Here is a 23296-nt window from a genome sequence, read left to right as displayed (position 1 = left end):
TGACTACATGACTTTCGTACCGGGCAGCGCACAGATGACGATGGAGCCCTGGCACCTGTGCCTGGCGGTCCGTGAGGGGAAGCTGGTGCTGCGCGGCGACGGTCAGCTCGCCACCGTCGCGCAGATCGCGGACCTGAGTGAGCCATGGTGCATGGGAACGTTTGAGGGCACTCCTGTTTGGACCGGGCGGTCATCGTCACTAGTGGCCGTTGACTGGATGTCGTTGCCGGAAAGGCTTTCAGCCGCCGGTGTACGAGCCCCGTCCGTCGTGAACTGGCGGGCGGCGCACCGCTATTGCGGTGCGTGCCGAGAGGAGCTGGCTGACAACCGCTGGCACGATGGACGGGACTGCCCCTCGTGCGGTTTGCATGTCCCGCTGGCGTTCCGGCCGGTGGTTCTGGTCTGCATCACGAGGGGACCCGAGGTTCTTCTTGTGCGGCATACCTATGGCAATCCTGAGACCTGGGCGATCATCGGTGGGCTCGTGGAAGCGGGTGAGTCCCTCGAGGAGGCCGCCCGCCGGGAAGTTGGCGAAGAAGTCGGCTTAACGATCGGCGAACTCACGTATGCGGGCAGCCAGCCGTGGCACGCCGGGACGCAAGCCAAGGTGCTAGCTGCCTTCACGGCTGAATACGCCAGCGGCGAGGTGCGCATCGACCCAGACGAGCTGGCCGAGGCACGGTGGTTCGCGCGTCACGCGTTGCCGGCCAAGCTGCCGCCAGCGTTCGCCCTAGGCCGCCGCATCATCGAATCGCTGCGCACTAGCGCTTGAACCAGCTGAGCCCGCAGGCAGTCCGGGTAAGGATGCTGCGCGGGCGGTGAGCCGTGATTGACGATCTCTCCGCCCTGAAGGACGGAGATTCCCTTCACGCTGCGCGTGTTCTACGCGTAGCGTCAGGGCGGATTCCTGCTTCCCGGCGCCGTGCCGGCACGGGTGCCGGTCTTACCTGCGCTCCACAGGCGTTTAGACTCTCGGCGCGTCCCGCCGCGAGCAGATTCACGGCGGCTGCGCCAAGAATTCCCAGACCTGATCCGCCACTACTACCAGACCAACCGACTATGGTCCGGCTCCTACTTCGCCGGATCTGTCGGCGGGGCGCCGTTGTCTGTACTCCGGCAGTACATCGAGCAGCAGAACCGTCCGGTTTAGAACACGCTCAGCAAGCGGCCCTCCCCGCGTGTGCCAGTGCACCGCCCTGAAGGACGGTGCACTGGCGCATATAACCGTCAGTAGCCGAGGATCGTTATCTCGCCTGCTGAGGTCCATTGACCGCGGTTACCGGCTTCGGTCAGGGCACGGAGCCTGACATAACGCGCGGTGCGGGTGGTCCAAGCCAGCGTCTTGGCGGCGGCGGTGTCGGCCCACGTGCCCGTGGAAACCGGTGTGCCCCAAGAGGTGCCGTCGGTGGACACGTGAACTTCGTATTGGCCGACGCGGCCGTTGACGCCCGTTTGGCGGGGCACATAGGACAGTCCCGTGACGTTCTTTACCGAGCCGAGGTCGAGCTCGATGAAGTGTGGCAACGGCGCCACGGTGTTGTACCACTCCGTGTGCCACATCGTCGCGGGAGCGCCATCGACCGCGTTGACGGCCCGCCCGTTCTCCCCCACGGTTTCCTGAGAGTCGACCGCGCGGACTGTCGCGGGCAGCGGCTGGGACGTGACCGCCCCAAACGACGGGTCGCTCGTGGACGGTGCCCCGGTTTCCATGTGCCCGGCGAACCGTCTGAGGAACCCGTCTGTGGTGCTGGCGGTGGCGGTGAAGTCGTACCAATGGTTGTAGGTGGAGACGGTGAAGTAGTCCTCAACGGTCGCCGATGGGGCGACGGTGTAGGTCCACGGTCCGTCGGAGCGATAGCGATTGGCGCGGATCGTGATGACGCACGAAGCCGTGCCGTTGTTGCGCATCGTGAAGTAAACGCGCCCTTCCGACGGTGCGTAGCGCAGCGTCACTTCGGGATTGGCGTTGCCGGAAGTGGTTGCCGTGACCCGGTTTCCGGCGAACTGGCGCAGGAAGCCATTGGCGCCGTAGACCGACAGGTCGTAGGCGCCCGTGGGCGTGCCGGACTGCCAATAGTCCGACAGCGTCTGGCCGGCTCCCACGCCGTAGCGCCACGGCCCGTCGGTGCGGAAGCGGTTGGCGTAGACGTAGAAGAACGCCCCGGCGCCCGGTGTGGAGAAGTCGATCCAGAACTGGCTCGCCGTGACTCTGCCGTGCGCGCTTAAGGCGTAGGGCAGGGGGCGGGCGGGTCTAGTACCCCCTTCTTGGCCCGGCATGACCTGCGTGGACGGAGCGACCGGAGCGGGCAGCGTGGAGCACTGCCGGTCGGCCTCGGCGGGATAGCCCGAGGTGTCAGGCAGGGCAGGGAAAGCCGCGGTGGCGTTGAAGTCGAACGCTGAGGTGAGATCGCCGCACAGCGATCTCCGCCACGGGCTGATGTTCGGCTCCTGAACGCCGAAACGCCGCTCCAGGAAACGAATGACCGACGTGATGTCAAACAGCTCGGAGCAGACATAGCCACCTCTCGTCCAAGGAGAAATGATGATTTGGGGTACACGGTGACCGAGCCCCATCGGCGTCGTCCCGGAGAACTCGCCCGTGATGTCTATTGTGGACAGTCCCTGCGACGAGTTGTAAGGCGCTGCCGGTGGCGGCATGTGGTCGAAGAAGCCGCCGTTCTCGTCGTAGTTCAGGATGAAGACCGTCTTGGCGAACACCGCCGGATTGGCGGCCAGCTTCTTGAGCAGCCGGGCGCACAGGTCCTGGCCCTTGGCTGGAGGCCAGTCCGGGTGCTCGGAAAGGAAATCCGCCGCCACGACCCACGAGACCTGTGGCAGTGTCCCGTTGGCGATGTCGGCGCCGAACTGCGCCACCATGTCGGGCATCTTGCGCATGCCCCGCTCATAGAGCGGGTTGCCGGCCGTGGCCTGGCGGAAGTTCCTGAACCAGGCCAGAGCGTTGTCGTCGTAATTGTTGGCTTCCTGGTAGACCTTCCACGAGATGCCGGCCGCTTGCAGGCGTTCGGCATAGGTGGTCCACGTGAATCCACCGCTGGGCACGGTGTTGTCGGTGACCCCGCTGGAGGTGCCGGACCACAGGTAGAGCCGGTTGGGGTTCGTTGGGCCCATGACAGAGCAGAAGTTGTTGTCACAGATGGTGAAAGCGTCGGCCAGGGCGTAGTAGAAGTCCATGTCCTGGCGGGCGAAGTGGCCCATCGTCAGCGGGCCGATCCGGTTGACCCACTGATCGTGTTTGCCGTTGTTCCACACTGTCGTCAGGCCGGTGCGGCTGTGGTCCGGATCGTCTGAGCACTGGCCGCTGGTGGCGGTGGTGTTCATGCGCCAGGGCATCCGCGTGCCCGTGCCCTGGGGCTGCCGGAAAACGTTGGGGATCGGCACCGGGTCGCCGAAACCCCTGACACCACGCAGGGTTCCGAAGTAGTGGTCGAAGGAACGGTTCTCCTGCATGAAGATGACGACGTGCTGGACATCGGCGATGGTGCCGGCCGCCCCCTGGGGAGCGACCGACGCCAGCGTCTTGACCAGGGCGGGGAGGGCGGCCGTAGCGGCCGCCGCTCCTAGGAGTTGCCTGCGGTTGAGGGGGGTCATACCGGCGTCCCGGTGAGGGTGACCTCCGCACACGATGTCCACGGCCCGCGGTTGCCCGCCTCGGTTAATGCTCTAAAGCGCAGATACCTGGCCTGTTTTGACGTGAACGACACCGTCTTTTCGGTGGCTGTGTCGGCGAAGGTGCCCGTGGCTACCGCTGTGCCCCAGCTCGAGGTCGAGGTGCTCAGATATACCTCGTACTGCCCGACGCGCCCGTTGATGCCACCGTCTTGCCTTGGCAGATAACGGAAGCTGTCGACGTTGTAGGTCGCGCCGAGGTCGATGACGATCTCGTGCGGCAGCTGCCCGGCCGGGCTCGACCACTTGCTGTGCCAGATGGTGCTGCTGCTGCCGTCGAAGGCGTTGGTCGCGGCACCGTTCTCGTTGGTCGTCTCCTGGCTGGAAACGCTCACGAGAGACCAGCCGCCCTTGGGCAGGACGCCGCTGCCGCCGCCGATGGGGGTGGTGGGCGGAAGGGCGAAACCGTTGGCGGTAATGCTGAACGCGCCATTGGTCGCCTTGGAGCCGGTCTTGACTTTCAGCACCCCGGCGCTGTGGAACCAGCCGGTCGAGGCTGAGTCATAGGCCGCCTGGGTGGTGTGCTTGGTCAGCGTCGTCGCGCCATCCGTCACCGAGGTCGGCATGCCACCGTGCACGGTCAGTTCATAGCCGCGTGAGGTTTGCTTGCCGGTGAAGGAACCGTTGCTGGCACCAACATTGATCGTCACGTTGCCCGTGCCTGAGGTTGGCGCGGTCACGTCGATTTGCTGCTTGGCGAACGATCCGGTTTGGAATTGCCGCGTGATGCCGTCGTCCTCATAGAGGGTGAAGCTGGAGTTGCCGCGCGGGTAGATGTCCAAGGTGATGGGCGTGTAAGGCTTTTCGCCGGTGTAGTTCATCTGTGGCCACATCGGCACGATCGAGCCACCCTTGACGAACAGCGGCAACGTGTCCAGAGGAGCGTTGTAGCCGTTCAGTGTCCCCGGACCCTGGTATACCGTGCCCGTCCAGTAGTCGGTCCACGTCCCGGCGGGCAGATAGATCCCGTCGCGGACCGAGGTGTCGCTGACGACCGGTGCGACAAGGAACGCGTCGCCGGCCATGAACTGACCGCTGGTCTGGTTCCCTTGCGCCACGGGGTCATTCGGGAATTCCAGCACCATCGCGCGGGTCGAGGGCACGCCAGTCTCGTGAGCGTTGCGGCTCATCGTGTACAGGTAGGGCATCAGCCGCATCTTGAGCTGAAGGTACTTGCGGTTGATGGACAGGTATGGCTCGCTGAACCGCCACGGCTGCTTGTCGTTGTAACCCGAACTCGGGTTGGTGGCGCCCCAGCCCGACATCGTCATGAAGGCTGGTGTGAACGCCTTCCACTGCAAGTCACGGGCATAGGTCTTCGGGCTGCCCGAGAAGATGCCGTCAACGTCACCGGCCGCGTAGTTGTGGGCGCTCAGGCCGGCACCGGTGATGGCGGGAACGTGCCATCTCATGTCGGCCCACGTGCCATAGGTGTCGCCGGTCCACACGACAGCGTTTCTCTGGGTACCGGCCCAGCCGTCCACTGTCCACACGAAACGGCGTGCGTTGGAGTTGTTCTCGATGCCGTTGACGGCTTGCTGAACCCCTTGGAAGGCGGTCTTGTAGCCGCCACCGATCCACGCCACGTCAGTCTTGACGCCGCGGGTTCCGGCGGTGCCGACTTCCCAGTTGATATTCGCCAGGCCGGTGCTGGTCCACAGTCCTGTTTGGAAGCCCTTGGCCTTCAGGTCGGTGACCGTTTGCGGAAGGCTCGTGTAGCCACAGCCATAACCGTCGTTGGGCAGGAACCAGCCACTGGGCATGTTGGCGTTACGGGCATCCGTCGCGTAGCCCACGACATCGGGCGTGATCTGGTGCCGTGCCCGGTTGTGGTCGCCTTGGTAATCCGGGTTGGAGGCGTTGAAACAGTCGGCGTTGCCGAGCTCGAAGCCCCACATCGGCGCCAGGAACGGCTTGCCCGTTACATCGGTGTAGCGGTTGAGCACGTCCTTGAGCGAGCCGCCAACGAAGTAGAAGGCGTCAAACCGGTTCTCGTTGTGCGTGGTGCTGACGGGGCTGAGGAAGTTGTACTGCCCCTGTGCCCACGTGTTGCGCACGACCCCGTAGCCGTTGGTGCTCATGTAGAACGGTGCTGGGCTGGCGTTGTTGTTCTCGCGCCATCCGTTGTCCACTTTGATCGGCACGGACTTGTCGCGCAGCGCCCAGTCTCCCAAGCGCAGACCGGTGCCGTAGAACTGTTCGGTGGCTCCTCGCGTCAGACTCTGGCTGGCCTGCGATCCGGTCCAGGTCAGTCCCGTGGACTCCTGCCAGACAAGCGTGGTGTTGTCGGTCTTGTAGAGCCGGAACGTCAACGGGGTCTTGTAAACCCGCAGCACGGCCGCGCTGGAGTTGATGCGGTAGTAGGTGCCAGCGTCGGACCACGTCGTGCTGACCGTGCCGAAATTCTGGTTGATCGCGATGTCCGCGCCGGCCGGATCAGTGAAAGATCCCGTGGGCGCGAGCCAGATCCGGAAGATGTCTGCTTTGGACCAGATGACCCGGACCTGAGCAGTACCAGCGGTGATGGTGTAGGTGTTTCCGTTTTGGCTGAACCCGGTTACGTTGCCAACCGTTGCCGCTTGTGCCGCGGCCGGAACGCTTAGCGTTCCGAGCACTACGGCGAGTATGAGCAGGATTTTGCGCATAATAGACCGCCCTCTTTTTATCAAAGTCTGCGAGCGAGTGCACAATTCTGAAACTTCAGGGCATCGTATTTGCATGTACGAGCATCAGCAAGAGTCTGTCGAAATCCAGGTGCCCACATTCGTCAGCATGGTGAAAGGAGGTACGTCATGAAGTACGTGATGTTGATCAACGATGACCCGGATCAGTGGGACGCCATACCCGAGGAGCAGGTAAAACAGGACTACGAAGCGATCTACGCCTACGTCGAGAAGTGGCGCGAACGCGGCAAGTGGGCCGACCAGGGAAACCAGCTCGACCATCCCCGCACGGCCCGCACCATCCGGCACAACGGCACCGCCCCGGTGGTGACCGACGGCCCGTTCACGGACACCAAGGAAGTCGTCGGCGGATATATGGTCCTGGACGCGGTCGACCTTGACGAGGCGGTGGCCATCGCATCGGAGTGGCCGACACTGCACTACGGCGGCTCGATCGAGGTCCGCCCTATTGTCGAGATGCCGTAGCCAGCCGTGAGGCGATGAACGCGCGCTCGGCCGGGTTGGTCGCCAGGTCGAGCGCGCGTTGCCAGGCCGCCCGCGCATCCTCGGCCCGCCCGAGAGCTTGCAGCATCTCGCCACGGGTGGCGTGGAAGAGACGGTAAGAGCCGAGGCGCTCAGTGAGAGCGTCCACATCGGACAGCGCACGCTCCGGCCCCCATAGATAACGGGTCGCCACCGCCCGATTCAGGAGAGCCACCGGATTGCCGGTCTGTTCGTGCAGCGCCGAGTAGAGCATGTGGATTTGCAGCCAGTCAGTGTCCGCCGTGGACGGTGCGCCCGCATGCAGGGCCGCGATCGCGGCCTGAAGCTGAAACGGCCCGGGACGGCGGCGCGCCATAGCACGGTCAAGACGTGCCGTAGCCGACCGGATGAGGGCCGCGTCCCACAGGCCGCGGTCCTGATTTTCCAGCAATACCAACTGTTCCTCGTCATCGAAACGGGTCACGGCACGGGCTTCCTGCAACTCGATCAGCGCGGTGAGCCCGGCGACCTCAGGCTCGCCCGGCATCAGGCGCGCGAGCTCACGGGACAGGTCAAGGGCTTCGCGCGCCAGTTCCCGGCGCTGTGGCTGGGTTTTGGAGCTAGCCAGGTAACCCTCGTTGAAAACAAGGTAGATGACCGACAGCACGGCGGGCAGCCGCTGCGGATAGTCCTCCGGCTCCGGCATCGTGAACCGCACGTTGTCTTTCTTGAGCTGTGCCTTGGCCCGGACCAGCCGCTGGGCCATCGAGGCGGGCGGCATGAGGAAAGCCAGCGCGATCTCTTGACTCGTCAGGCCACAGACCGCGTTGAGGGTCAGCGCCACTTGCACCGGCTCGGCCAGGGACGGGTGGCAGCAGCCGAAGATGAGGGCAAGCCGGTCGTCTTCGCTTTCCGACGGCGGAGTGTTGGCGAGGAGGGCGAGCTTGGCCTGGCCGGTTTGCTCACGCCGCAGGCGGTCCAGCGCCCGGTGCCAGGCGGTGGTGATGAGCCATCCGGCGGGCTTACTTGGTACCCCCTCGGTGGGCCAAATCTCTAAAGCCCTTGCGGCGGCTTCGGCGAGGGCCTCCTCGGCCAGGTCCAGATCGCCCAGGCGGCGCACCAGCGTCGCGAGCATGTTGGCTCGCTCAGCGGCCCAGACGTCTGCCAGCACAGGCCAAGGCTAGTGGACCGGGCGCAGCTTGCGGCGCACCACGGTGCCGAATACCCGGTCGTGCAAGGCGCGCCGCTGGCCGTCCCAAAGCACAGTCACCATCCCGATAAGCCAGACGAGCGGGATCAGCAGGCCGAAGAAGGCGCGGGCGAGGGCACGGGGCAGGCTGACGTGCGCGCCGTCAGGGCGCCGCACGACGGTGCCGAACAGGAGCCCGCCAAGCGTCTGCCCGGTCCCCCACCAGCACATGGTGAAGTAGACAACCGGCACGACGGCGGCGGTCAGCTGGGACAAGGTTTTCAGCCATCCCGGCGCTGAGCCTTCCAGCGAGGTCCAGAGTGTCACCGGCCCGGTCGCGACGACGGGGACGAGGAGGGCCATCAAGGTGGCGTCGATGACGAGAGCGGCCAAACGGGTCACGATCCCGGCATTGTCCGATGTGGACACTTAGCCGCCTGGCGTGAGGTTGAAAACCCGGCGGAAAGCCGACTCGACGCGGTCATCGGCCTTGGCCGACGATTCGCGCAACTCGCCGGTCGCGTCGGAAACCATGCCCTGGCTCTGTTCTGAGATCATCGACCGGATCCGGTCGTCCTTGGCCAGGTCGTCAATGACTTGCGGCAGAATGGTTTGCCGGATCGTGCTCATGAGTTTGGGCGTCATGTCGTCGATAACCTTGGGGATGACGGACCGTTCCGCCCAGGCGAGGCCGTCGTCCATGCTTGTCTTGAGCCACACGGCGGCGTCGTGCCGTCCAATATGGATAGTCCGTGCCCCTTTGCGTCCCGTCTCGTCGAGGAACCCCCGCACGAATTGCGGCGCCCGGGGCATCGCTTTGGCCGCGCGGGTGACCGCTTGGGCGGCTATCTCACGTCCGCGCGCCGCCAGCCCGACCAGCAGGGCCATCGGGCGCGAGGGCGGGCCTTCGGTCAGGTGCAGTTTTTCGCCTGCCAAGACCGCGGCACCCAGAAGCAGACGACGCGCCGGCGGCCGTTCTCCATTGCTGGTCATAAGCCCACTTTTCCATTTTTCTCGCGTCAAAGATGGCTCAATAGGAGAATGACCATGCACTGGCCGGCCACGGTCACGAACCTGGCTTCGGTCGCGGCCCTAGCCGCCGAGGCCGAGGAAACTTATGATCGCCTGCGCATCACGGCTGTGCTTGACGGAGATCAGGTGCGCGTTCAGGTGCTGATGCACCCGCCGGGCGACCCCGTCGCCAAGCAGCAGATGCGGGCGTTCCTTGACGTGGTCAGCTCACTTCCCGTGGCTTGAGGTAGAACTCCCGCACGAGCAGCTGCGCTGAGGCGTAGGCCGGCAGGGCGATGATCGCCCCGAGCACGCCGAACAGCGCGGCCCCGATCATGACCACGATCAGCGCGGCCAAGTTTGAGATCTTCAGGGCGTGCTGCATGACGCGGGGATGATTGACCCAGTTCTCGATTTGCTGATAGACGATGAAAAATATCGTCGCGACGATCGCCAGCGTCAGAGACTCGGTTAGTGCGACCGCGACCACCACGATCGCCGCGATGGTGGCGCCGATCTGCGGGATGAGGTCGAGCACCATCACGATGAGCGCGAGCAGCAGGGCATAGGGAATCCCGGCGATGAGCATGAAGATCAGCGAAGTGGTGCCGGCGATGACGGCGATGCTCACCGCGCCAACGAGGTAGCCGCCCACTTTGCCGAGGATGTCGTCGCCGATTAGCCGGGCCCGGCCGCGCTGCGAAGCAGGGAGCAGCCGGTAGGTGCCGGTCTGCAGCGGTTCGTAGGCGCCGAGTATGAACAGCGACAGCAGCGTCGCGGTGACCGCCATGGCCACGAAGAACGCGGCACTGGCCGCTCCGCCGAGCACGCCGCTTACGAGCGTCGACAGGTGCGCCGGTGTGATGAGATCGGTGAGCTTACTGTCGGCGAGGAACGGCAGCTGCGCTAGTTCCTGCGCCACGGCCGGGATCGCGTCCACGAAAGCGGTGGCTTGTTCGGCGAGGGTTGGCACGATGACGGCCAGCAAACCGCATAGCAGCAGCAGACCGGCGCCGATGATGGCCGTGATCGCCCAGCGGCGGGTCATCCCTTTGCGGACAAGGAAACCGACGACCTGGTTGAGCCCTGTCGCCAGGAAGCCGGCCAGGAAGATGACGATGAGCACGGTGCGGATGTGCCAGGAGGCGATCGCGATCACGCCAACGATGAGCAGCCCCAGGCCCATCCCGAGGCCGAGGCGCAACGGCGAGACGTCCCTGACGGCTCTAAACGAGGCCACCGAATCCCTTGCCTAGCAACACAACTCCCAAAAAGAGCAGCAGCATGGCCATCACCGTGGCGTTGTTGGCCTCAAGCCAGCCCTTGAGCCGGTCAAGCGGACCGCGCATCTTGTCTTGGGCCACGGCGTAACCGATGACGGGCACGGCGACCGTCAAGGCGGCGAGCACGGTGAAGATCGCGACTGTGAGGACGTTTTGCCCGCCGGAAAGCCCGCCTGCACCGATGATCGTGCCCGCGGCGGCGCACATCGCGAGGTTCTTCGGGTTGACCGCCGAGAGCAGGAAACCCAGGCCAGCACCCTTACCTAGGGTCATGGTGTCGATGGCGGACATCCACTTCGGCAGCACCGGCTCGTCACGTGAACGCCACTGCTGCCAGGCCAGATAGAGCAGAAGCACCCCGAGCAGGAGTTTGAACCAGCTCGCCATCGCCGACGGTTCGGCACTGGTGCCCATGCCAGCCGTGCCGGCGATGAGCGCGAAAGCCGTTACCGCGAGCACGATTCCGGCGACCCAGCCGCCGAGGAAACCGAAGCTCGTGCTGCCAGCTTTAGGGCCAAAGAGCATGAGAATGACAGCGATGACGGGTACTGGGCTGACCGCCACCCCCAGGGCAAGCGGCAACAGATCGCCTAAGACCGAGCCCACACCCATGTACTGACGATATGGGAGGTTCCAGCGGCGTGCCCCCATATAAGCGGTTATCGTCGGCTATATGAGCCGTGGCCCACTTGAATTCGTCGTGATCGAGTTTCCGGACCGGGTTCCTGGCCGGATCCTGGGACCTGAGCTGGACCGTCTCGTCGCCAACAAGACGATCCAGCTGATCGACATGCTCTTCGTCTCGAAAGCAGAAGACGGGACGGTCGATTCGTTCGAGCTCGCGGACCGTGACGGTGACGGCGAGTTCGAGGCGCTCGACGTCGCGGCACAGGCGATCGATGGGCTGATCTCACCGCAGGACGTTGCGGCCGTGGCCGAAGGATTGTCACCCGGGGCGACCGCCATGATCGTCCTGTTTGAACACGCGTGGATGCGCGACATCAGGGACACCGTGCTGACCGCGGGCGGCGAAATCGTTCTGGTGGAACGGATCCCAGCCCCGGTCGTGGAAGCTGTCGAAGCATTGGCAGGGAGATAATCATGCTGCGAAGGCCAGTTGTCGTGCGCCGTGGCCCAGGTCTGCTGGGCACCGTCGCCAGAACCGCCGTCATCGCCGGGACGGCGACCGCCACCTCAAACGCCATTTCCGGCCGCCAGCAACGCAAGCAGGAGGAAGCGGCCGCTGCCCAGCAGGCCGCGGCCGAACAGCACCACACCGCGCAGCAACAGCAGTTCGCGGCGGCCGCCGACCCACCACCGGCCCCGGTGCCCGCGGCACCCGCGCTCGACCTCACCGGTGAGCTGCAAAAGCTGGCAAAGCTTAAGGAATCAGGCATCCTGACCGATGCCGAGTTCGCCGCCGCCAAGGCGAAGTTACTCAGCTGACTCCGGCTCGGTCACGTCAGCCAGGGTCGCGTTTAGAGCTTTGAGTGCCGCGTCGGCGTCAACCGCTATAGCCATGCCATGTTCACCGGCGCCGAGGGTGATCTGCCTGCCCTCGATGCGCTCATCGGCGATCACTGGCCACGGGTGCACCGACCCGAACGGCGTGATGGTCCCGCGCTCATAGCCGGTGACCTCCTTCGCGGTAGCCGCGTCAGGCATCGAAAGCCGGTTCACCCCAAGCACTTTGCGCAGTTTCGGCCACGAAATCGTCCGGTCACCTGGGATGAGGACGAACACATAGTCGTTGTCGCCCCTGCGGGTCACGATCGTCTTCACCACATCGGCGACCTCGACACCACGTGCCTTCGCGGCTTCAGAGGCGCTGCGCACCGAGCCGTAACGGATCACGCGATAGCTGACCTCGGCCCCAGCCAGGGCGTCAAAGACAGGATTAGGATTAGGATTGGTCACCATCTCACCTTGACGTTCTCTCCGCACCATGGGACGGAGATTCCCTCCACGCCGCGCGCGGAGGGCGAGCGGAGTTCGGGTGGATTACCGCTTCGCTGCGCTGTGCCGCCATCGCTGCCGGTCTTACCTGCGCTCCACGGTCGTTTGAGTTGTCCCAGCGTCCCTGGGCCAACACATTCATTGCCGCGTTCACGTCCCGGTCGTGGGTCACGCCGCAAATACAGGTCCACGACCGAACGGAAAGCGGCTTGGGACCGTCGAGCCGACCGCACGCCGAGCACGTCTGCGAAGTAGGCACGAACCGTCCAATCTTGCCGAAAGTGCGCCCGTACCTGGCAGCCTTGTACTCCAACATAGCTGTAAAGCTGGACCACCCGGCGTCGTGCACACTTCTGGCCAGCCGGGTCCGGCCAAGACCGACCACGCACAGATCCTCGACATACACCGCTTGGTTGTCACGGATGATCCGTGTCGAGAGTTTGTGCTGCCAGTCCCTGCGCGTGTCAGCCACTTTGGCATGAGCCTTGGCGACTTTGACGACGGCCTTCTTGCGGTTCTGGCTGCCCCGCTGTTTGCGGGACAGATTTTGCTGCAACAGTTTGAGCTTGCGGGCCGCCCGGCGCAGGAACTTCGGCGCGGCCACCCGAGTGCCATCGGACAGGACCGCGAAGTGGGTCAATCCCAGGTCGATGCCCACTTCGGAGTCCGTGGCAGGCAACGATTCGCCGTCAGCCATCTCAACGACGAACGAGACGAAATACCGATCCGCCGCATCCAGGATTACCGTGGCCGAACTGGGATCGGCGGGCAGTTTGCGCGACCAGCGCACGGTCAGGTCACCGACCTTCGGCAGCCGCAGGCGGCCGTTATCCAGCACCTTGAACCTGCTGTTCTTAGTGAAACGGATGGCCTGCCGGTTGTCCTTGCGCGAGCGGAAACGTGGCGGCCCCACCTTGCAGCCTTTGCGCTTGCCGCTGATCGAGGCGAAAAAGTTGCGATACGAGGTGTTCAGGTCGGCCAGGGCCTGCTGCAAAACCACGGAGGACACCTCGCCCAGCCACGCCCGTTCTGGCGTGGCCTTGGCCCGAGTGATGACCCGCTTGGACAAGTCCCCATCCGACAGGTACGGCCGCCCGGCCTCGCGGGCCTCCTGACGTGCGCGCAGGCCATCGTTGAACACCACCCGCGCGCATCCAAAAGCCCTTGCCAGGGCGTCCTTCTGGCTCACCGTCGGGTAGAGCCGGAAGTTATAACGCAGTTGCACAGCCACAAATTACCATTGGCATAGTCGTCTCTACTGGTGCGCTAGGAGTTCCCCTGGCCAGGTATGCCATTTCTACGGCCCAGCCGATCCTGGTCCAGTTGGGACTTTCGTCGGTACATCGAGCAGCAGAAACGTACACCCTAGAAACACAATCGGCCGATCTGGCTCCCGTGCGCACCTTCACCACGGCTCTGAAGTACGGCGCACCGGCAATATTCCCGTAGCGTTCCGCTCCGGTAGCCTTGCTCGCTATGAAGAGCGACGATCCGCTAGAGCGCCTGGCCGCCGAAGAGGACTGGCAAGCCAGAGCGAAGGCGGTCGAGGCGGAGGTCGCGCGCGCCCGCCGCAAAGAGCAGATCCGCATTCCCCGGCCCAGCGGGCGCCGCAGAGCCCGGGGCCATGGCATTTCAAAGCTGTTCCTCGCGATCGTGGCGCTATTCATCCTCAGTGGGGTCACGTTGTGGACCGGCGTCATCCCGGCCCAGGCGAGCATGTTCGTCTTCGTGCTGTCCGGCTGGGTGATCACGCTTTGCTTCCACGAATTCGCTCACGCCCTCACGGCGCACCGGGGCGGTGACGACACCGTCGCGGGTAAGGGCTATTTGCGGCTCGATCCGCGAACGTATGGCCACCCTGTGCTGACCCTCATTCTTCCCCTGATCTTCTTGATGCTCGGTGGGCTGCCCCTGCCCGGCGGAGCCGTGATGATCGAGTCGCACCGGCTGCGCAACCGGTTCCGCGACGCTCTGGTCTCGGCGGCCGGGCCGGCCGTGAACGTCGCCGCAGCCGCTATCTTGCTTTTCGTCGTGTCGGTGTTCGGCCCGGAGTGGATCATCAGCGCCGATTTTCCGGAGCACGCGCCATTCTGGGCTGGCTTGACTTTCCTTGCCTTCCTTCAGGTCGCGGGCGCTTTGCTCAACCTGCTGCCCATGCCGGGCCTGGACGGCTACGGCATCATCGAGCCTTACCTGCCCTCGCGCATCCGGCATCCCCTGAGCAAGGTCAAGCCGTTCGGCATCCTCATCGTCTTCGTCCTGCTCTATTTGCCGCCGGTGCGCGCGGCGTTCATGTGGCCGATCGAGCTGGTGATGGACGGCTCAGGGAGCCCGGTCAACGGTGCCTACTTCGGCAGCAGCCTGTTCATGTTCTGGCGGGACTGGATTTAGGTCACGTTGACGGTAATTAGCCGGGTGTGTTCGGATGACCGCCCGTGAGACTCGATCGTGCCCTGCATCCGGTGGCGTGGTGGCTGTGGGCCATCGCGCTGGCGACCGCTGCGAGCCAGACGAGCAATCCGCTGCTGCTTCTGCTGATCTTCGCCGTGCTCGGGCTCGTCGTCACCGCCCGGCGCGCCAATGCCCCGTGGGCACGTGCGTTTCACTATTACCTGATCATGGCATTGATCATCATCGCGATCCGCGTGGTGTTCCGGTCTGTCTTCGCGACCGGGATCACGGCTGACGATCACATCTTGTTCACGCTGCCCCAAGTGCGCCTGCCGGAGTGGTATGCCGGGATTCAGATCGGTGGGCCGGTTTCGCTTCAGGCGACGCTGTCAGCGGTCATCGATGGGATGCGTTTGGCGTGCCTGCTGTGCTGCATCGGGGCGGCTAACAGCCTCGCCAATCCGAAACGTGCCCTGCGCGTGCTGCCCGGAGCGCTCTATGAACTCGGTGTCGCCGTGACGGTCGCCCTTTCCGTGGCACCGCAACTGGTGGAAAGCGTGCAGCGGGTGGCGCGCGCCCGGAAGCTGCGCGCCGGGCGCCGCCGCGGGCTGCGCGCGTTCCGCTCGATCGCGTTGCCGGTGCTGCATGACGCGCTGGACAGGTCGCTGAAACTGGCCGCTGCCATGGACTCCCGGGGCTATGGCCGGACCGGGGCGGCCACGCCACGATCACGGCGCCTGACCGGGGCGCTCATGCTCGCCGGAATGGCCGGGCTTTGCGTTGGCGCCTATGGGCTTTTGGACCCGAGTGTGCCGCGGGCCGCCGGGATAACCGGGTTCGCCGCCGGGATCGCGTGCAGTGCCGCTGGTTTGGCTTTGGGTAGCAGACGGGTTTCGCGCACTCAGTACCGTCCCGATCCGTGGCGGTGGCCGGAGTGGACGGTCGCGGGATGTGGCGTGGTTACGGCTGTCGTGCTCAGCCTCGGGCTCGGCTACGACCCGGCCGCGCTGAACCCGGTGCTCTATCCGTTGCAGTGGCCGGATCTGCCGCTGTTGCCGACGGTGGCCATCCTGCTCGCCGGTGCGGCTGCCTTCGCCTCCCCTCCCCCGCCCGCCGGAGCCCGCGCGTGATCGAGTTCGCCGACGTCAGCGTCACCTATGAAGAGGCCAGCCAGCCGGTGCTGCGTGACGTGTCACTGTCCATTCCCGAGGGTGAGCTGTGCCTCGTCATTGGGCCCACGGGCACGGGCAAGTCCACCCTATTGGGCACGATCAACGGGCTCGTGCCGCACTTCACCGGCGGGACACTGGCCGGGCGGGTCAGCGTTGATGGCCAAAGCACGGCCGATCATCCACCGCGTGAGTTCGCCGGTTTGGTCGGCGTCGTGGGCCAGGACCCCGTGGCCGGTTTCGTCACCGACACGGTCGAAGAAGAACTCGCCTACGGCATGGAGCAGCTGGCGATCGCACCGTCGGTGATGCGCACGAGAGTCGAGGAAACCCTTGACCTGCTTGGTCTTGCCGATCTGCGGCACCGCGGGCTGCATGAGCTGTCCGGCGGGCAGCAGCAGCGGGTCGCCATCGGTGCCGCGCTCACGGCTCATCCGCGGGTGCTCGTGCTCGACGAACCGACCTCGGCGCTCGACCCGACCGGGGCCGAAGACGTGCTCGCCGCGATCACGCGGCTCGTGCATGACCTTGGCGTCACGGTCGTGCTCGCCGAACACCGGCTAGAGCGGGTGATCCCCTATGCGGACCGGGTGCTTTACGTGGCGGGCGATGGGACGGTCGAATCCGGGACGCCGGCTCGGATCCTGGCGTTGAGCCGGGTCGCTCCGCCGCTGGTCCACTTAGGACGCCTCGCTGGCTGGGAACCCCTGCCGTTGTCGGTGCGTGATGCGCGCCGCCATGCTGGTTCCCTGCGCGAGACGCTGCCGCCGCAACCGCCTGTGCCACACCGGCGTTCGCATGCCACCGGCGTCACCGCGCTTACCGCGCAAGGGATCGTGGTACGCCACGGTGCCGTGTACGCGGTCCGCGGCGTGGACGTTTCGCTTTACGCGGGGCAGGTGACCGCACTCATGGGACGCAACGGTTCCGGCAAGTCGTCGCTGTTGTGGGCGCTGCACGGAGCTGGCCCGCGCAGCGCGGGGAAAGTTGACGCCGCTGAGAAGGTCGGGCTCGTGCCGCAGACCGCCACGGATCTGCTGTATCTGGACACGGTCGGCGCCGAGCTGAGCCAGGCCGACCGCGACGGGGCGGCGACGGGCACGGCACGGTCTATTTTGGACAGTCTCGCGGCGGGCATCCCCGATAGCGCGCATCCGCGTGACCTGTCCGCCGGGCAGCAGCTCGCGCTGGTGCTGGCGATTCAGCTGACGGTCACGCCGGGTGTGGTGCTGCTCGACGAACCGACCCGGGGGCTGGACTACGACGCGAAGGCGGCGCTTGCCCGCACCCTGGATCAGCTGGCGTCCCAAGGACGGTCCGTCGTGGTGGCCACCCACGACGTCGAATTCGCCGCGACGGTGGCCGACCGCGTTGTCGTGCTCGCCGAAGGCGAGATCGTCGCTGACGGTCCAGCACCCGAGGTGCTGACCGCTTCGCCGAGCTTCGCGCCGCAGATCACGAAAGTGCTTGCCCCGCTGCCTTATCTGACGTTGGGCCAGATTCAGGCGGTGACCGGATGACTGCGGTCAAGGTGCCTAAGCGTGCTATCGCCGCTATCGCCATGGCGTCGTTCCTGGGGTTTGCCGCCTTTTTCTGGCCTTTCGGCGTACCAGCTGGATCGGTTGACTCAGCACAGACGGCGCCGCTGCTGTTCGGCATGCTGCTGCTCATCGTTTTGGCGGTGGTCTTCGCCGAGATCGCCGATGGCCGCATCGATGCCAAGGCCCTGGCCATGCTGGGTGTTCTGTCAGCGATCAATGCCGCGCTGCGCCCGCTCGGCGCCGGAACCGCTGGCATTGAAACGGTTTTCTTCGTGCTCGTGCTGGCCGGTCGCGTGTTCGGGCCGGGCTTCGGCTTCACGCTGGGCTGCACGTCGCTATTCGCGTCGGCTCTGCTGACCGGCGGCATCGGCCCGTGGATGCCCTACCAGATGTTCGGCTGCGCCTGGGTCGGCATGCTGGCCGGCCTGCTGCCGAAAGCCAAGGGCAAGAAGGAAATCGTGATGCTGGCCGCCTATGCGGCGTTTAGCGGTTACCTTTTCGGGTTCCTGATGAACCTGTCGTTCTGGCCGTTCTCGGTCGACCCGAACAGCTCGGTCGCTTATGAGCCTGGTCTGCCGCCACTGGAACAGCTCCAGCGTTACCTCGTGTTCTTCAGTGTCACGTCGCTGGGCTGGGACACCGGGCGGGCCGTGACATCGGCGATTCTGGTGGCGTTAGCTGGCCCTGCTGTGCTCGGCGCTTTCCGCCGGGCTGCCCGCCGCGCCCGGTTCCAGGCCAAGCCGGTCTTTACCGGCGCGGGAAACCGCCCACCAGCCCAGCGCGAAGATAGTGGCGACCTCGAAGGTGGCCAAAGCCCGCTCCGTCAGGCCCAGCGGGATGATGCGCCACCAGCGGATGCCGGTGACGGGCTGCAGCACGAACGCGCCCACGATCACCCCAAAGCAGAGCAGGGATAGCACCGCGAAGACCACCGTCCACTTCGCTGGGGTGCTTTGCTTGCGGTGCGCCCGGGCTATCACGATGGCGGCTATGGGCAGGCTGACGAAGGCGACCAGGCTGGCGACCCGGTGAATGTTGCCATCCATCGACGGGCCGACCGACCAGTTGTGCTTGGGGAAATAGACCACGCCGAGCAGTCCCGCGCACCACAGCAGCAGGCCCACGCCGCCAAGGCCAGCGAGCTTCGTTAGCCCGGCTCTCGATAACGCCAGCAGCACGCCAAACGAGCCCAGCGCCAGCGCGATCAGAGCGAGGTTGAACACCAGCGCCGTGTCGTGCAGGGCGTATTCGCTGATCGTCCGCCGCACCGGGTTGAGCTGCCCGCTGTGGGGCACGAGGTGCAGCGCGAGCACGGCTAGGGTTCCGGCGATGGCGGCACCTAGGCCGGCTAGGGCAAGGGGACGGGCTGGCATCACTTCACCTTAGGCCGGGACGGGCGCATCCGCTCTCAGCAGGCCCACAGCCTTCAGCTCTTCCCACAGCGCGGACGGGGGCGCTGGCATGGCGAAAAGTTCAGCGTTGCGCCTGATGTGCTCTGGTTTCGCCGCTCCTACCACGACGGAGGCCACGGCCGGGTGAGCGCCGGCGAAGGCGAGGGCCGCCTGTGGCAGCAGGGTCCCGTGCCGCTCACATGCTTTGGCGATCGCCCTGGCCCGTTCCAGGACTGGTGTTGAGACGGCGGAGTACTCATACGTCGCGGTCTCGTCAGGCGCGGTCTGAGCGAGCAGCCCGCTGTTGAACACGCCCGCGTTGAGCACGCGGATGCCGCGGCGAGTGCAGGCGGGCAGCACCGTGTCGAGCGCGGGCTGCTCTAGCAGGGTGTAGCGGCCGGCGATCATGAGGTAGTCCACATCGGACTCGCTGGCGAAACTCTCCAGGATCGACAGATCCTTCGTGCCGACCCCGATCGCTTTGATCACGCCTTGGCGGCGCAACTCGTGCAACACCGGGTACGCCTCCGTCAGCCCCGTTTCCGGCGAAGGACTCTCATCGGGATCGTGGATCAGCACGATGTCAACGTGATCGGTGCGCAACCGCGCCAGAGATTGCTCGATGCTGCGCTCGATCCCGCTGGCACTGAAGTCCCAGACGCGCCGGTGCGTCGCGGGCACATCGAAGCCGTTGGCGATATCGGTGCGCCCGTTGGCTTCCTGTGGTTCGAGGAGCCGGCCCACTTTCGTCGACAAGACGTAGCTGGACCGCTCGTGCTGTGAAAGCACTTGCCCCAGGCGCGTTTCGGCGATGCCGATGCCATAGTGCGGTGCGGTGTCGTAATAGCGGATGCCGCTTTCCCAAGCGGCCGTGACGGTTCGCGCGGCTTCGCCGTCACTGATCGCTTGAAAGAGGTTGCCGAGAGGACCGGTCCCAAACCCGAGGTTCATCGTGTCATCCAAAGGCGGCGAGGTGGCGCTCGCGGGCCCGGTTCAGGTGATCGTGCATGGCCGTTTCGGCCTGCTGCTCGTCGCCGGCCTCGATGGCCAGCGCGATGCGCTGATGCTCCTGTGCCGTAGTGCCCATCTGCGCGAACGGAAAGTAGAGGCGGTGGATGTGCAAGTGTGCGTGCAGGCGCGCGATGCCGTCGCGAAGGAGAGGATTGCCCGCCGCCCCGGCGATCAGCTGGTGAAACTGAGCGTCCAATTTGGTGAAGGCGGCGTGCGCGGGCCAGCCATCGGCTCCTTCTGGTGCGGGGGCGACGATGTCTGTCGCTTCGCGCAGGATCTGCTGTTTCGTGTCGGTGCCGGCCCGCGCGGCGGCCCAGCGGGCCGCGGCACCTTCGAGCACGAGCCGCATGTCGAACATTTCCATGAACTCGGCACGGGTCAGCAGCGGGCTGACGGCGTATCCGGCCAGGGCACGTTTGCGGACCAGGCCGTCTGATTCCAGGCGGGCCAGCGCTTCGCGCACCGGTGTCGCCGAGACCTCTAGCTGGCGGGCGAGCGCGTCGATGTTGATGCGGTCTCCCGGAGCCAGCGTGTGCTCCATAATCAGCGCCGTAATGGTCTCGTAGACATCATCGCCGAGCGTCGAGCGCCGAAGGCGCGGGAGGGGTGAAGGTGAGGCCACGGTCGATATCCTATAGACAGTCAAGTTGCCTACCGGGGCAGCCGCAGGCCGGACATCCCACCATCGACCGCGAGCGAAATGCCGGTCACGGCACCGGCTCCCGGGCTGGCGAGATAGCAGACAGCGGCGGCGACTTCTTCAGCGCGCACGAGACGCCCCGTGGGCTGACGCGCGGCGAGGCGCGCCTTTTCCGCCTCGGGATCGCTTGTCCTGGCTAGCAATCGCTCCACCCAGGGCGTGTCAACCGTGCCCGGTGAAACGCAGTTCACGCGAATCCCTTCGGCGACATGGTCAGCGGCCATCGCGAGCGTTAGCGCGTGGACCGCGCCTTTGGACGCCGAGTAGAGCGCCCGCTGCACGAGACCTGCTGTCGCCACGATGGAGGAAATGTTGATGATGCACGGGTTCTGGCTCTGTCTCAGGTAGGGCAGCGCCGCTTTGCTGGCCCGTGCGATGCCGGTCACGTTGATGTCGAGGACCCGCGCCCAGTCGGCGTCGTCGTTGGCGGTGACGTCGCCGACGGCACTGATGCCAGCGCAGTTGACGAGCACGTCAATGCCGCCGTGCACTTGCGCCGTGGCTCGCATAGCGTCGGTGAGCGACCGTCCCTTCGCGACATCGGCGGTCAGTCTCAGCCCGGCGCCCTCCCCCGGGCTCAGGTCCAGGACCGCCACGTTGGCTCCGGTGCCCAGAAACGCTTCAGCACAGGCGGCGCCGATGCCGGAGGCGCCGCCGGTGATGACCACACTCAGGGTTGCTGCTGCCACGCTTCACCTTCCGGGAACGCATAGCGGACAAGGGATTCGGGTTTCATTCTGGCCGAGAATCCGGGCACCCGCGGGGCGCGGTAAGCGGCGCGGTCGATGATGACCGGGTCGACGAAATGCTCATGCAGGTGATCCACGTATTCGATCGTGCGGTCGGTCAGGTCGCCCGACACCGCCACGTAGTCGAACATCGACAAGTGTTGCACGAGTTCACACAGCCCCACCCCACCCGCGTGCGGGCAGACAGGGCGGCCAAACTTGGCTGCCAGCAACAGAATCGCCACGTTCTCGTTGACACCGCCAACGCGGCAGGCGTCCAGTTGCACGAAGTCAACAGCGTTGGCCTGTAACAGCTGTTTGAACATGACGCGGTTGGCGACGTGTTCACCGGTCGCGACCCGGATCGGGCCGCCACCCGGGCCTGCCGTCGTGAGGGCCTGACGGATGTCGGCGTGTCCCAAGACATCGTCCGGGCTCGTGGGTTCCTCGATCCACCACGGGTCATAGGTCGCCAGCGCGGTCATCCACTCGACGGCTTCGGCGGTGTCCCAGCGCTGGTTCGCGTCAGCCGCAATCCGGATCCCGGGACCGGCCACAGCACGGGCGAGCGCGAAACGGCGATGGTCGTCGGCGAGGTCCGCGCCCACCTTCAGCTTGATTTGGGTGTACCCGTCGGAGACCGCCTCGCGTACCAGCCGGGTGAGTTTGGCGTCGTCATAGCCCAGCCACCCTGGTGACGTCGTGTATGCCGGATAGCCGTGCCGCAGAAGGTGTTGCGTGCGTTCATCCCGGCCGGGCACCGCTTCGAGCAGCATCTCATAGGCTTCGGCCGGAGTCAGCGCGTCGGTGATGTAGCGCCAGTCCACGAGATCGACGATGGCATCGGGACTCATGTCGGACAGGAACTGCCACACCGGTTTGCCCGCCACCTTGGCGGCCAGATCCCAGGCGGCGTTGATGATCGCGGCAGCCGCGAGGTGGATGACGCCTTTCTCCGGGCCCAGCCAGCGGGTCTGCGAGTCGTGGGTGATCCGTTTGGCGAAAGCGCCCAGGTTGCTGATGTCCTGCCCGATGACAAGCGGCGTCAGGGCTTCGATCGCCGAGCGGCACACCTCGTTGCCCCGGCCGATGGTGAACGTGAACCCGTGCCCCTCGTGCTCTGTGCCCGTGCGCAGCACGACATAGGCGGCCGAATAGTCGGGGTCGGGGTTCATGGCGTCGGAACCGTCGAGCGAAAGCGAAGTCGGGAAACGGATGTCGTAGGTGTCGACAGCGTGGATTTTCACGCCGCCTCCCGGCAAACGCTGCGCTGGCGGCCCAGTCCGTCGATTTCCACCTCGACGACATCGCCCGCCTTGAGGTAGGGGAACCTTCCGGACAGCGCGACGCCTTCTGGCGTACCAGTATTGATGAGGTCTCCTGGTTCTAGGACGGTGTATTGCGATAGGTGCCAGATGATGGTGGCGACGTCGAAAATCATGTCGGCGGTGCTGGAGTCCTGGCGGGACTCACCGTTGACGAACGACCGCAGCCCAAGGGGGCCGCTGATTTCATCGGGCGTGACCAGCCAGGGCCCGAGGGGGTTGAACGTCTCGCACGACTTTCCCTTGGACCATTGGCCACCGGACACCGCGATCTGAAAGTCGCGTTCGGACACATCGTTGGAGACCGTGAACCCGGCGACGCACGCGAGCGCTTCGTCAGGCGAGGACAGGTAGCGGGCGGTCCGTCCGATGACGACGCCTAACTCCACTTCCCAGTCCGTCTTGGCCGACCCGCGCGGGATGAGCACGTCATCGTGTGGGCCCACAACGGTGTTTGGCGCTTTGTAGAACATGATGGGCTGCTCAGGCGGGGCGGCGCCGGACTCGGCGGCGTGAGCGGCGTAGTTCTGCCCGATGCACAGCACGACGCCGGGGCGGGCGATCGGTGCGCCGAGGCGTTGTCCTTCGATGTCGATCTGCGGCAGCGTCGCCACGTCAAGGCTGGCGGCCGACGCCAGGAAGGCGCCGTTGATGTCGGGGGTCACCGGCGACAGGTCGAAGTAGCGGCCGTCGTGGAACACCACGGGCCACTCTGCCCCGGCCGGGCCAACACGCAGGTATTTCATGAACCGCCCTCAACGATATTCA

General features: G+C 65.4%; 23 protein-coding genes and 2 pseudogenes. 10 read left to right on the top strand and 15 right to left on the bottom strand.

Annotation, left to right across the window (positions count from 1 at the left end):
* Positions 1–7: 7 nt before the first annotated feature.
* Together A3E1_RS39000 and A3E1_RS45930 are read left to right on the top strand one after the other, a co-directional pair.
* Positions 8–772, top strand: a complete 765-nt coding sequence (locus A3E1_RS39000) for an NAD(+) diphosphatase (protein ID WP_020519677.1) — start codon at positions 8–10, stop codon at positions 770–772.
* Positions 773–997: 225 nt separating this feature from the next.
* Positions 998–1150: pseudogene (locus A3E1_RS45930) on the top strand (IS200/IS605 family transposase); the annotation flags it as partial.
* A 77-nt stretch (positions 1151–1227) separates the two neighbouring features.
* Here the strand turns inward: A3E1_RS45930 and A3E1_RS0105160 are convergent.
* Both A3E1_RS0105160 and A3E1_RS38995 read right to left on the bottom strand, forming a co-directional pair.
* The gene (locus tag A3E1_RS0105160) at positions 1228–3609 is read right to left on the bottom strand and encodes a phosphocholine-specific phospholipase C (protein ID WP_020519676.1); all 2382 of its coding nucleotides are present in this window, start codon (positions 3607–3609) and stop codon (positions 1228–1230) included.
* Positions 3606–6332 (bottom strand): discoidin domain-containing protein, encoded by a 2727-nt coding sequence (locus A3E1_RS38995; RefSeq protein WP_020519675.1) that lies wholly within the window; start codon positions 6330–6332, stop codon positions 3606–3608. Before A3E1_RS38995 ends, A3E1_RS0105160 begins: the two co-directional genes overlap by 4 nt.
* 147 nt (positions 6333–6479) lie before the next feature.
* Between A3E1_RS38995 and A3E1_RS0105150 the strand changes: the two genes are divergently transcribed.
* On the top strand, positions 6480–6836 hold the full coding sequence (locus A3E1_RS0105150) for a YciI family protein (protein ID WP_020519674.1): 357 nt from the start codon (positions 6480–6482) through the stop codon (positions 6834–6836).
* Here A3E1_RS0105150 and A3E1_RS0105145 read toward each other — a convergent pair.
* The 3 genes from A3E1_RS0105145 to A3E1_RS0105135 are packed head-to-tail and all read right to left on the bottom strand — an operon-like array spanning position 6817 to position 9015.
* Complete coding sequence (locus tag A3E1_RS0105145; RefSeq protein ID WP_020519673.1) at positions 6817–8004, bottom strand: RNA polymerase sigma factor; 1188 nt, start codon at positions 8002–8004, stop codon at positions 6817–6819. The genes A3E1_RS0105150 and A3E1_RS0105145 overlap by 20 nt on opposite strands.
* Before the next feature lie 9 nt (positions 8005–8013).
* Positions 8014–8451 carry an RDD family protein gene (locus A3E1_RS0105140; RefSeq protein ID WP_020519672.1) on the bottom strand — a complete coding sequence of 146 codons (438 nt, stop codon included), beginning with the start codon at positions 8449–8451 and terminating at the stop codon, positions 8014–8016.
* Positions 8452–9015, bottom strand: a complete 564-nt coding sequence (locus A3E1_RS0105135) for a hypothetical protein (protein ID WP_020519671.1) — start codon at positions 9013–9015, stop codon at positions 8452–8454.
* A 54-nt stretch (positions 9016–9069) separates the two neighbouring features.
* On the opposite strand from A3E1_RS0105135, the gene A3E1_RS0105130 reads away from it, so the two are divergent.
* Positions 9070–9279 carry a hypothetical protein gene (locus A3E1_RS0105130; protein ID WP_157631321.1) on the top strand — a complete coding sequence of 70 codons (210 nt, stop codon included), beginning with the start codon at positions 9070–9072 and terminating at the stop codon, positions 9277–9279.
* On the opposite strand, the gene A3E1_RS38990 is transcribed toward A3E1_RS0105130, so the two are convergent.
* Positions 9257–10273, bottom strand: coding sequence for an AI-2E family transporter (locus A3E1_RS38990; RefSeq protein ID WP_157631320.1), 1017 nt, complete (start codon positions 10271–10273; stop codon positions 9257–9259). The genes A3E1_RS0105130 and A3E1_RS38990 overlap by 23 nt on opposite strands.
* Entirely contained in the window at positions 10260–10928 is a 669-nt protein-coding gene (locus A3E1_RS0105120) for a GAP family protein (RefSeq protein WP_020519668.1), read from the bottom strand. The genes A3E1_RS38990 and A3E1_RS0105120 overlap by 14 nt, the downstream gene beginning before the upstream one ends.
* A 61-nt stretch (positions 10929–10989) precedes the next feature.
* Between A3E1_RS0105120 and A3E1_RS0105115 the strand changes: the two genes are divergently transcribed.
* A complete protein-coding gene (locus A3E1_RS0105115) occupies positions 10990–11415 on the top strand; it encodes a DUF6325 family protein (protein WP_020519667.1) in 426 nt (141 codons plus the stop codon).
* 2 nt (positions 11416–11417) lie between these two features.
* Complete coding sequence (locus A3E1_RS0105110) at positions 11418–11762, top strand: SHOCT domain-containing protein (protein ID WP_026208103.1); 345 nt, start codon at positions 11418–11420, stop codon at positions 11760–11762.
* On the opposite strand, the gene A3E1_RS0105105 is transcribed toward A3E1_RS0105110, so the two are convergent.
* The gene (locus A3E1_RS0105105) at positions 11751–12236 is read right to left on the bottom strand and encodes an aminoacyl-tRNA deacylase (protein WP_020519665.1); all 486 of its coding nucleotides are present in this window, start codon (positions 12234–12236) and stop codon (positions 11751–11753) included. The genes A3E1_RS0105110 and A3E1_RS0105105 overlap by 12 nt on opposite strands.
* A 1-nt stretch (position 12237) precedes the next feature.
* Positions 12238–13497, bottom strand: a complete 1260-nt coding sequence (locus tag A3E1_RS38985) for an RNA-guided endonuclease InsQ/TnpB family protein (RefSeq protein ID WP_211215854.1) — start codon at positions 13495–13497, stop codon at positions 12238–12240.
* A 251-nt stretch (positions 13498–13748) separates the two neighbouring features.
* On the opposite strand from A3E1_RS38985, the gene A3E1_RS0105095 reads away from it, so the two are divergent.
* From A3E1_RS0105095 to A3E1_RS0105080, 4 genes are read left to right on the top strand one after another with little or no spacing between them, the layout of a single operon-like run.
* A complete protein-coding gene (locus A3E1_RS0105095; RefSeq protein ID WP_020519663.1) occupies positions 13749–14663 on the top strand; it encodes a site-2 protease family protein in 915 nt (304 codons plus the stop codon).
* A 44-nt stretch (positions 14664–14707) separates the two neighbouring features.
* On the top strand, positions 14708–15793 hold the full coding sequence (locus A3E1_RS0105090) for an energy-coupling factor transporter transmembrane component T (RefSeq protein ID WP_020519662.1): 1086 nt from the start codon (positions 14708–14710) through the stop codon (positions 15791–15793).
* Positions 15790–17352 carry an ABC transporter ATP-binding protein gene (locus A3E1_RS0105085; RefSeq protein WP_020519661.1) on the top strand — a complete coding sequence of 521 codons (1563 nt, stop codon included), beginning with the start codon at positions 15790–15792 and terminating at the stop codon, positions 17350–17352. The genes A3E1_RS0105090 and A3E1_RS0105085 overlap by 4 nt, the downstream gene beginning before the upstream one ends.
* Entirely contained in the window at positions 17349–18290 is a 942-nt protein-coding gene (locus tag A3E1_RS0105080; RefSeq protein ID WP_020519660.1) for an ECF transporter S component, read from the top strand. The genes A3E1_RS0105085 and A3E1_RS0105080 overlap by 4 nt, the downstream gene beginning before the upstream one ends.
* Here the strand turns inward: A3E1_RS0105080 and A3E1_RS0105075 are convergent.
* From A3E1_RS0105075 to A3E1_RS0105050, 6 genes and pseudogenes are all read right to left on the bottom strand, one after another.
* Positions 18204–18746 (bottom strand): annotated as a pseudogene (locus A3E1_RS0105075) (DUF998 domain-containing protein); the annotation flags it as partial. The gene A3E1_RS0105080 and the pseudogene A3E1_RS0105075 sit on opposite strands and share 87 nt — an antisense overlap.
* Before the next feature lie 9 nt (positions 18747–18755).
* Entirely contained in the window at positions 18756–19715 is a 960-nt protein-coding gene (locus tag A3E1_RS0105070) for an aldo/keto reductase (protein ID WP_020519658.1), read from the bottom strand.
* 4 nt (positions 19716–19719) lie between these two features.
* Positions 19720–20397, bottom strand: a complete 678-nt coding sequence (locus tag A3E1_RS0105065) for a GntR family transcriptional regulator (protein WP_020519657.1) — start codon at positions 20395–20397, stop codon at positions 19720–19722.
* 29 nt (positions 20398–20426) lie between these two features.
* Positions 20427–21164, bottom strand: coding sequence for an SDR family NAD(P)-dependent oxidoreductase (locus A3E1_RS0105060; protein ID WP_020519656.1), 738 nt, complete (start codon positions 21162–21164; stop codon positions 20427–20429).
* Positions 21146–22450, bottom strand: coding sequence for an enolase C-terminal domain-like protein (locus tag A3E1_RS0105055; protein ID WP_020519655.1), 1305 nt, complete (start codon positions 22448–22450; stop codon positions 21146–21148). Before A3E1_RS0105055 ends, A3E1_RS0105060 begins: the two co-directional genes overlap by 19 nt.
* Positions 22447–23274 carry a fumarylacetoacetate hydrolase family protein gene (locus A3E1_RS0105050; RefSeq protein ID WP_020519654.1) on the bottom strand — a complete coding sequence of 276 codons (828 nt, stop codon included), beginning with the start codon at positions 23272–23274 and terminating at the stop codon, positions 22447–22449. The genes A3E1_RS0105055 and A3E1_RS0105050 overlap by 4 nt, the downstream gene beginning before the upstream one ends.
* Between the last annotated feature and the right edge of the window lie 22 nt (positions 23275–23296).

It is taken from the genome of Catelliglobosispora koreensis DSM 44566 (genome assembly GCF_000379685.1).
GTDB classification, from domain to species: Bacteria; Actinomycetota; Actinomycetes; order Mycobacteriales; family Micromonosporaceae; genus Catelliglobosispora; species Catelliglobosispora koreensis.
The sequence above is the reverse complement of the archived record's forward strand: the minus strand, read 5'-3'. Positions and strand labels throughout refer to the sequence as shown.

Coding starts and splice junctions, on each gene's coding strand:
- A3E1_RS0105070 (WP_020519658.1), bottom strand. CDS start 19,715: ATGAACCTCGGGTTTGGGACCGGTCCTCTCGGCAACCTCTTTCAAGCG.
- A3E1_RS0105130 (WP_157631321.1), top strand. CDS start 9,070: ATGCACTGGCCGGCCACGGTCACGAACCTGGCTTCGGTCGCGGCCCTA.
- A3E1_RS0105160 (WP_020519676.1), bottom strand. CDS start 3,609: ATGACCCCCCTCAACCGCAGGCAACTCCTAGGAGCGGCGGCCGCTACG.
- A3E1_RS0105095 (WP_020519663.1), top strand. CDS start 13,749: ATGAAGAGCGACGATCCGCTAGAGCGCCTGGCCGCCGAAGAGGACTGG.
- A3E1_RS0105135 (WP_020519671.1), bottom strand. CDS start 9,015: ATGACCAGCAATGGAGAACGGCCGCCGGCGCGTCGTCTGCTTCTGGGT.
- A3E1_RS0105120 (WP_020519668.1), bottom strand. CDS start 10,928: ATGGGTGTGGGCTCGGTCTTAGGCGATCTGTTGCCGCTTGCCCTGGGG.
- A3E1_RS0105150 (WP_020519674.1), top strand. CDS start 6,480: ATGAAGTACGTGATGTTGATCAACGATGACCCGGATCAGTGGGACGCC.
- A3E1_RS0105110 (WP_026208103.1), top strand. CDS start 11,418: ATGCTGCGAAGGCCAGTTGTCGTGCGCCGTGGCCCAGGTCTGCTGGGC.
- A3E1_RS0105115 (WP_020519667.1), top strand. CDS start 10,990: ATGAGCCGTGGCCCACTTGAATTCGTCGTGATCGAGTTTCCGGACCGG.
- A3E1_RS0105050 (WP_020519654.1), bottom strand. CDS start 23,274: ATGAAATACCTGCGTGTTGGCCCGGCCGGGGCAGAGTGGCCCGTGGTG.
- A3E1_RS0105080 (WP_020519660.1), top strand. CDS start 17,349: ATGACTGCGGTCAAGGTGCCTAAGCGTGCTATCGCCGCTATCGCCATG.
- A3E1_RS38995 (WP_020519675.1), bottom strand. CDS start 6,332: ATGCGCAAAATCCTGCTCATACTCGCCGTAGTGCTCGGAACGCTAAGC.
- A3E1_RS39000 (WP_020519677.1), top strand. CDS start 8: ATGACTTTCGTACCGGGCAGCGCACAGATGACGATGGAGCCCTGGCAC.
- A3E1_RS0105105 (WP_020519665.1), bottom strand. CDS start 12,236: ATGGTGACCAATCCTAATCCTAATCCTGTCTTTGACGCCCTGGCTGGG.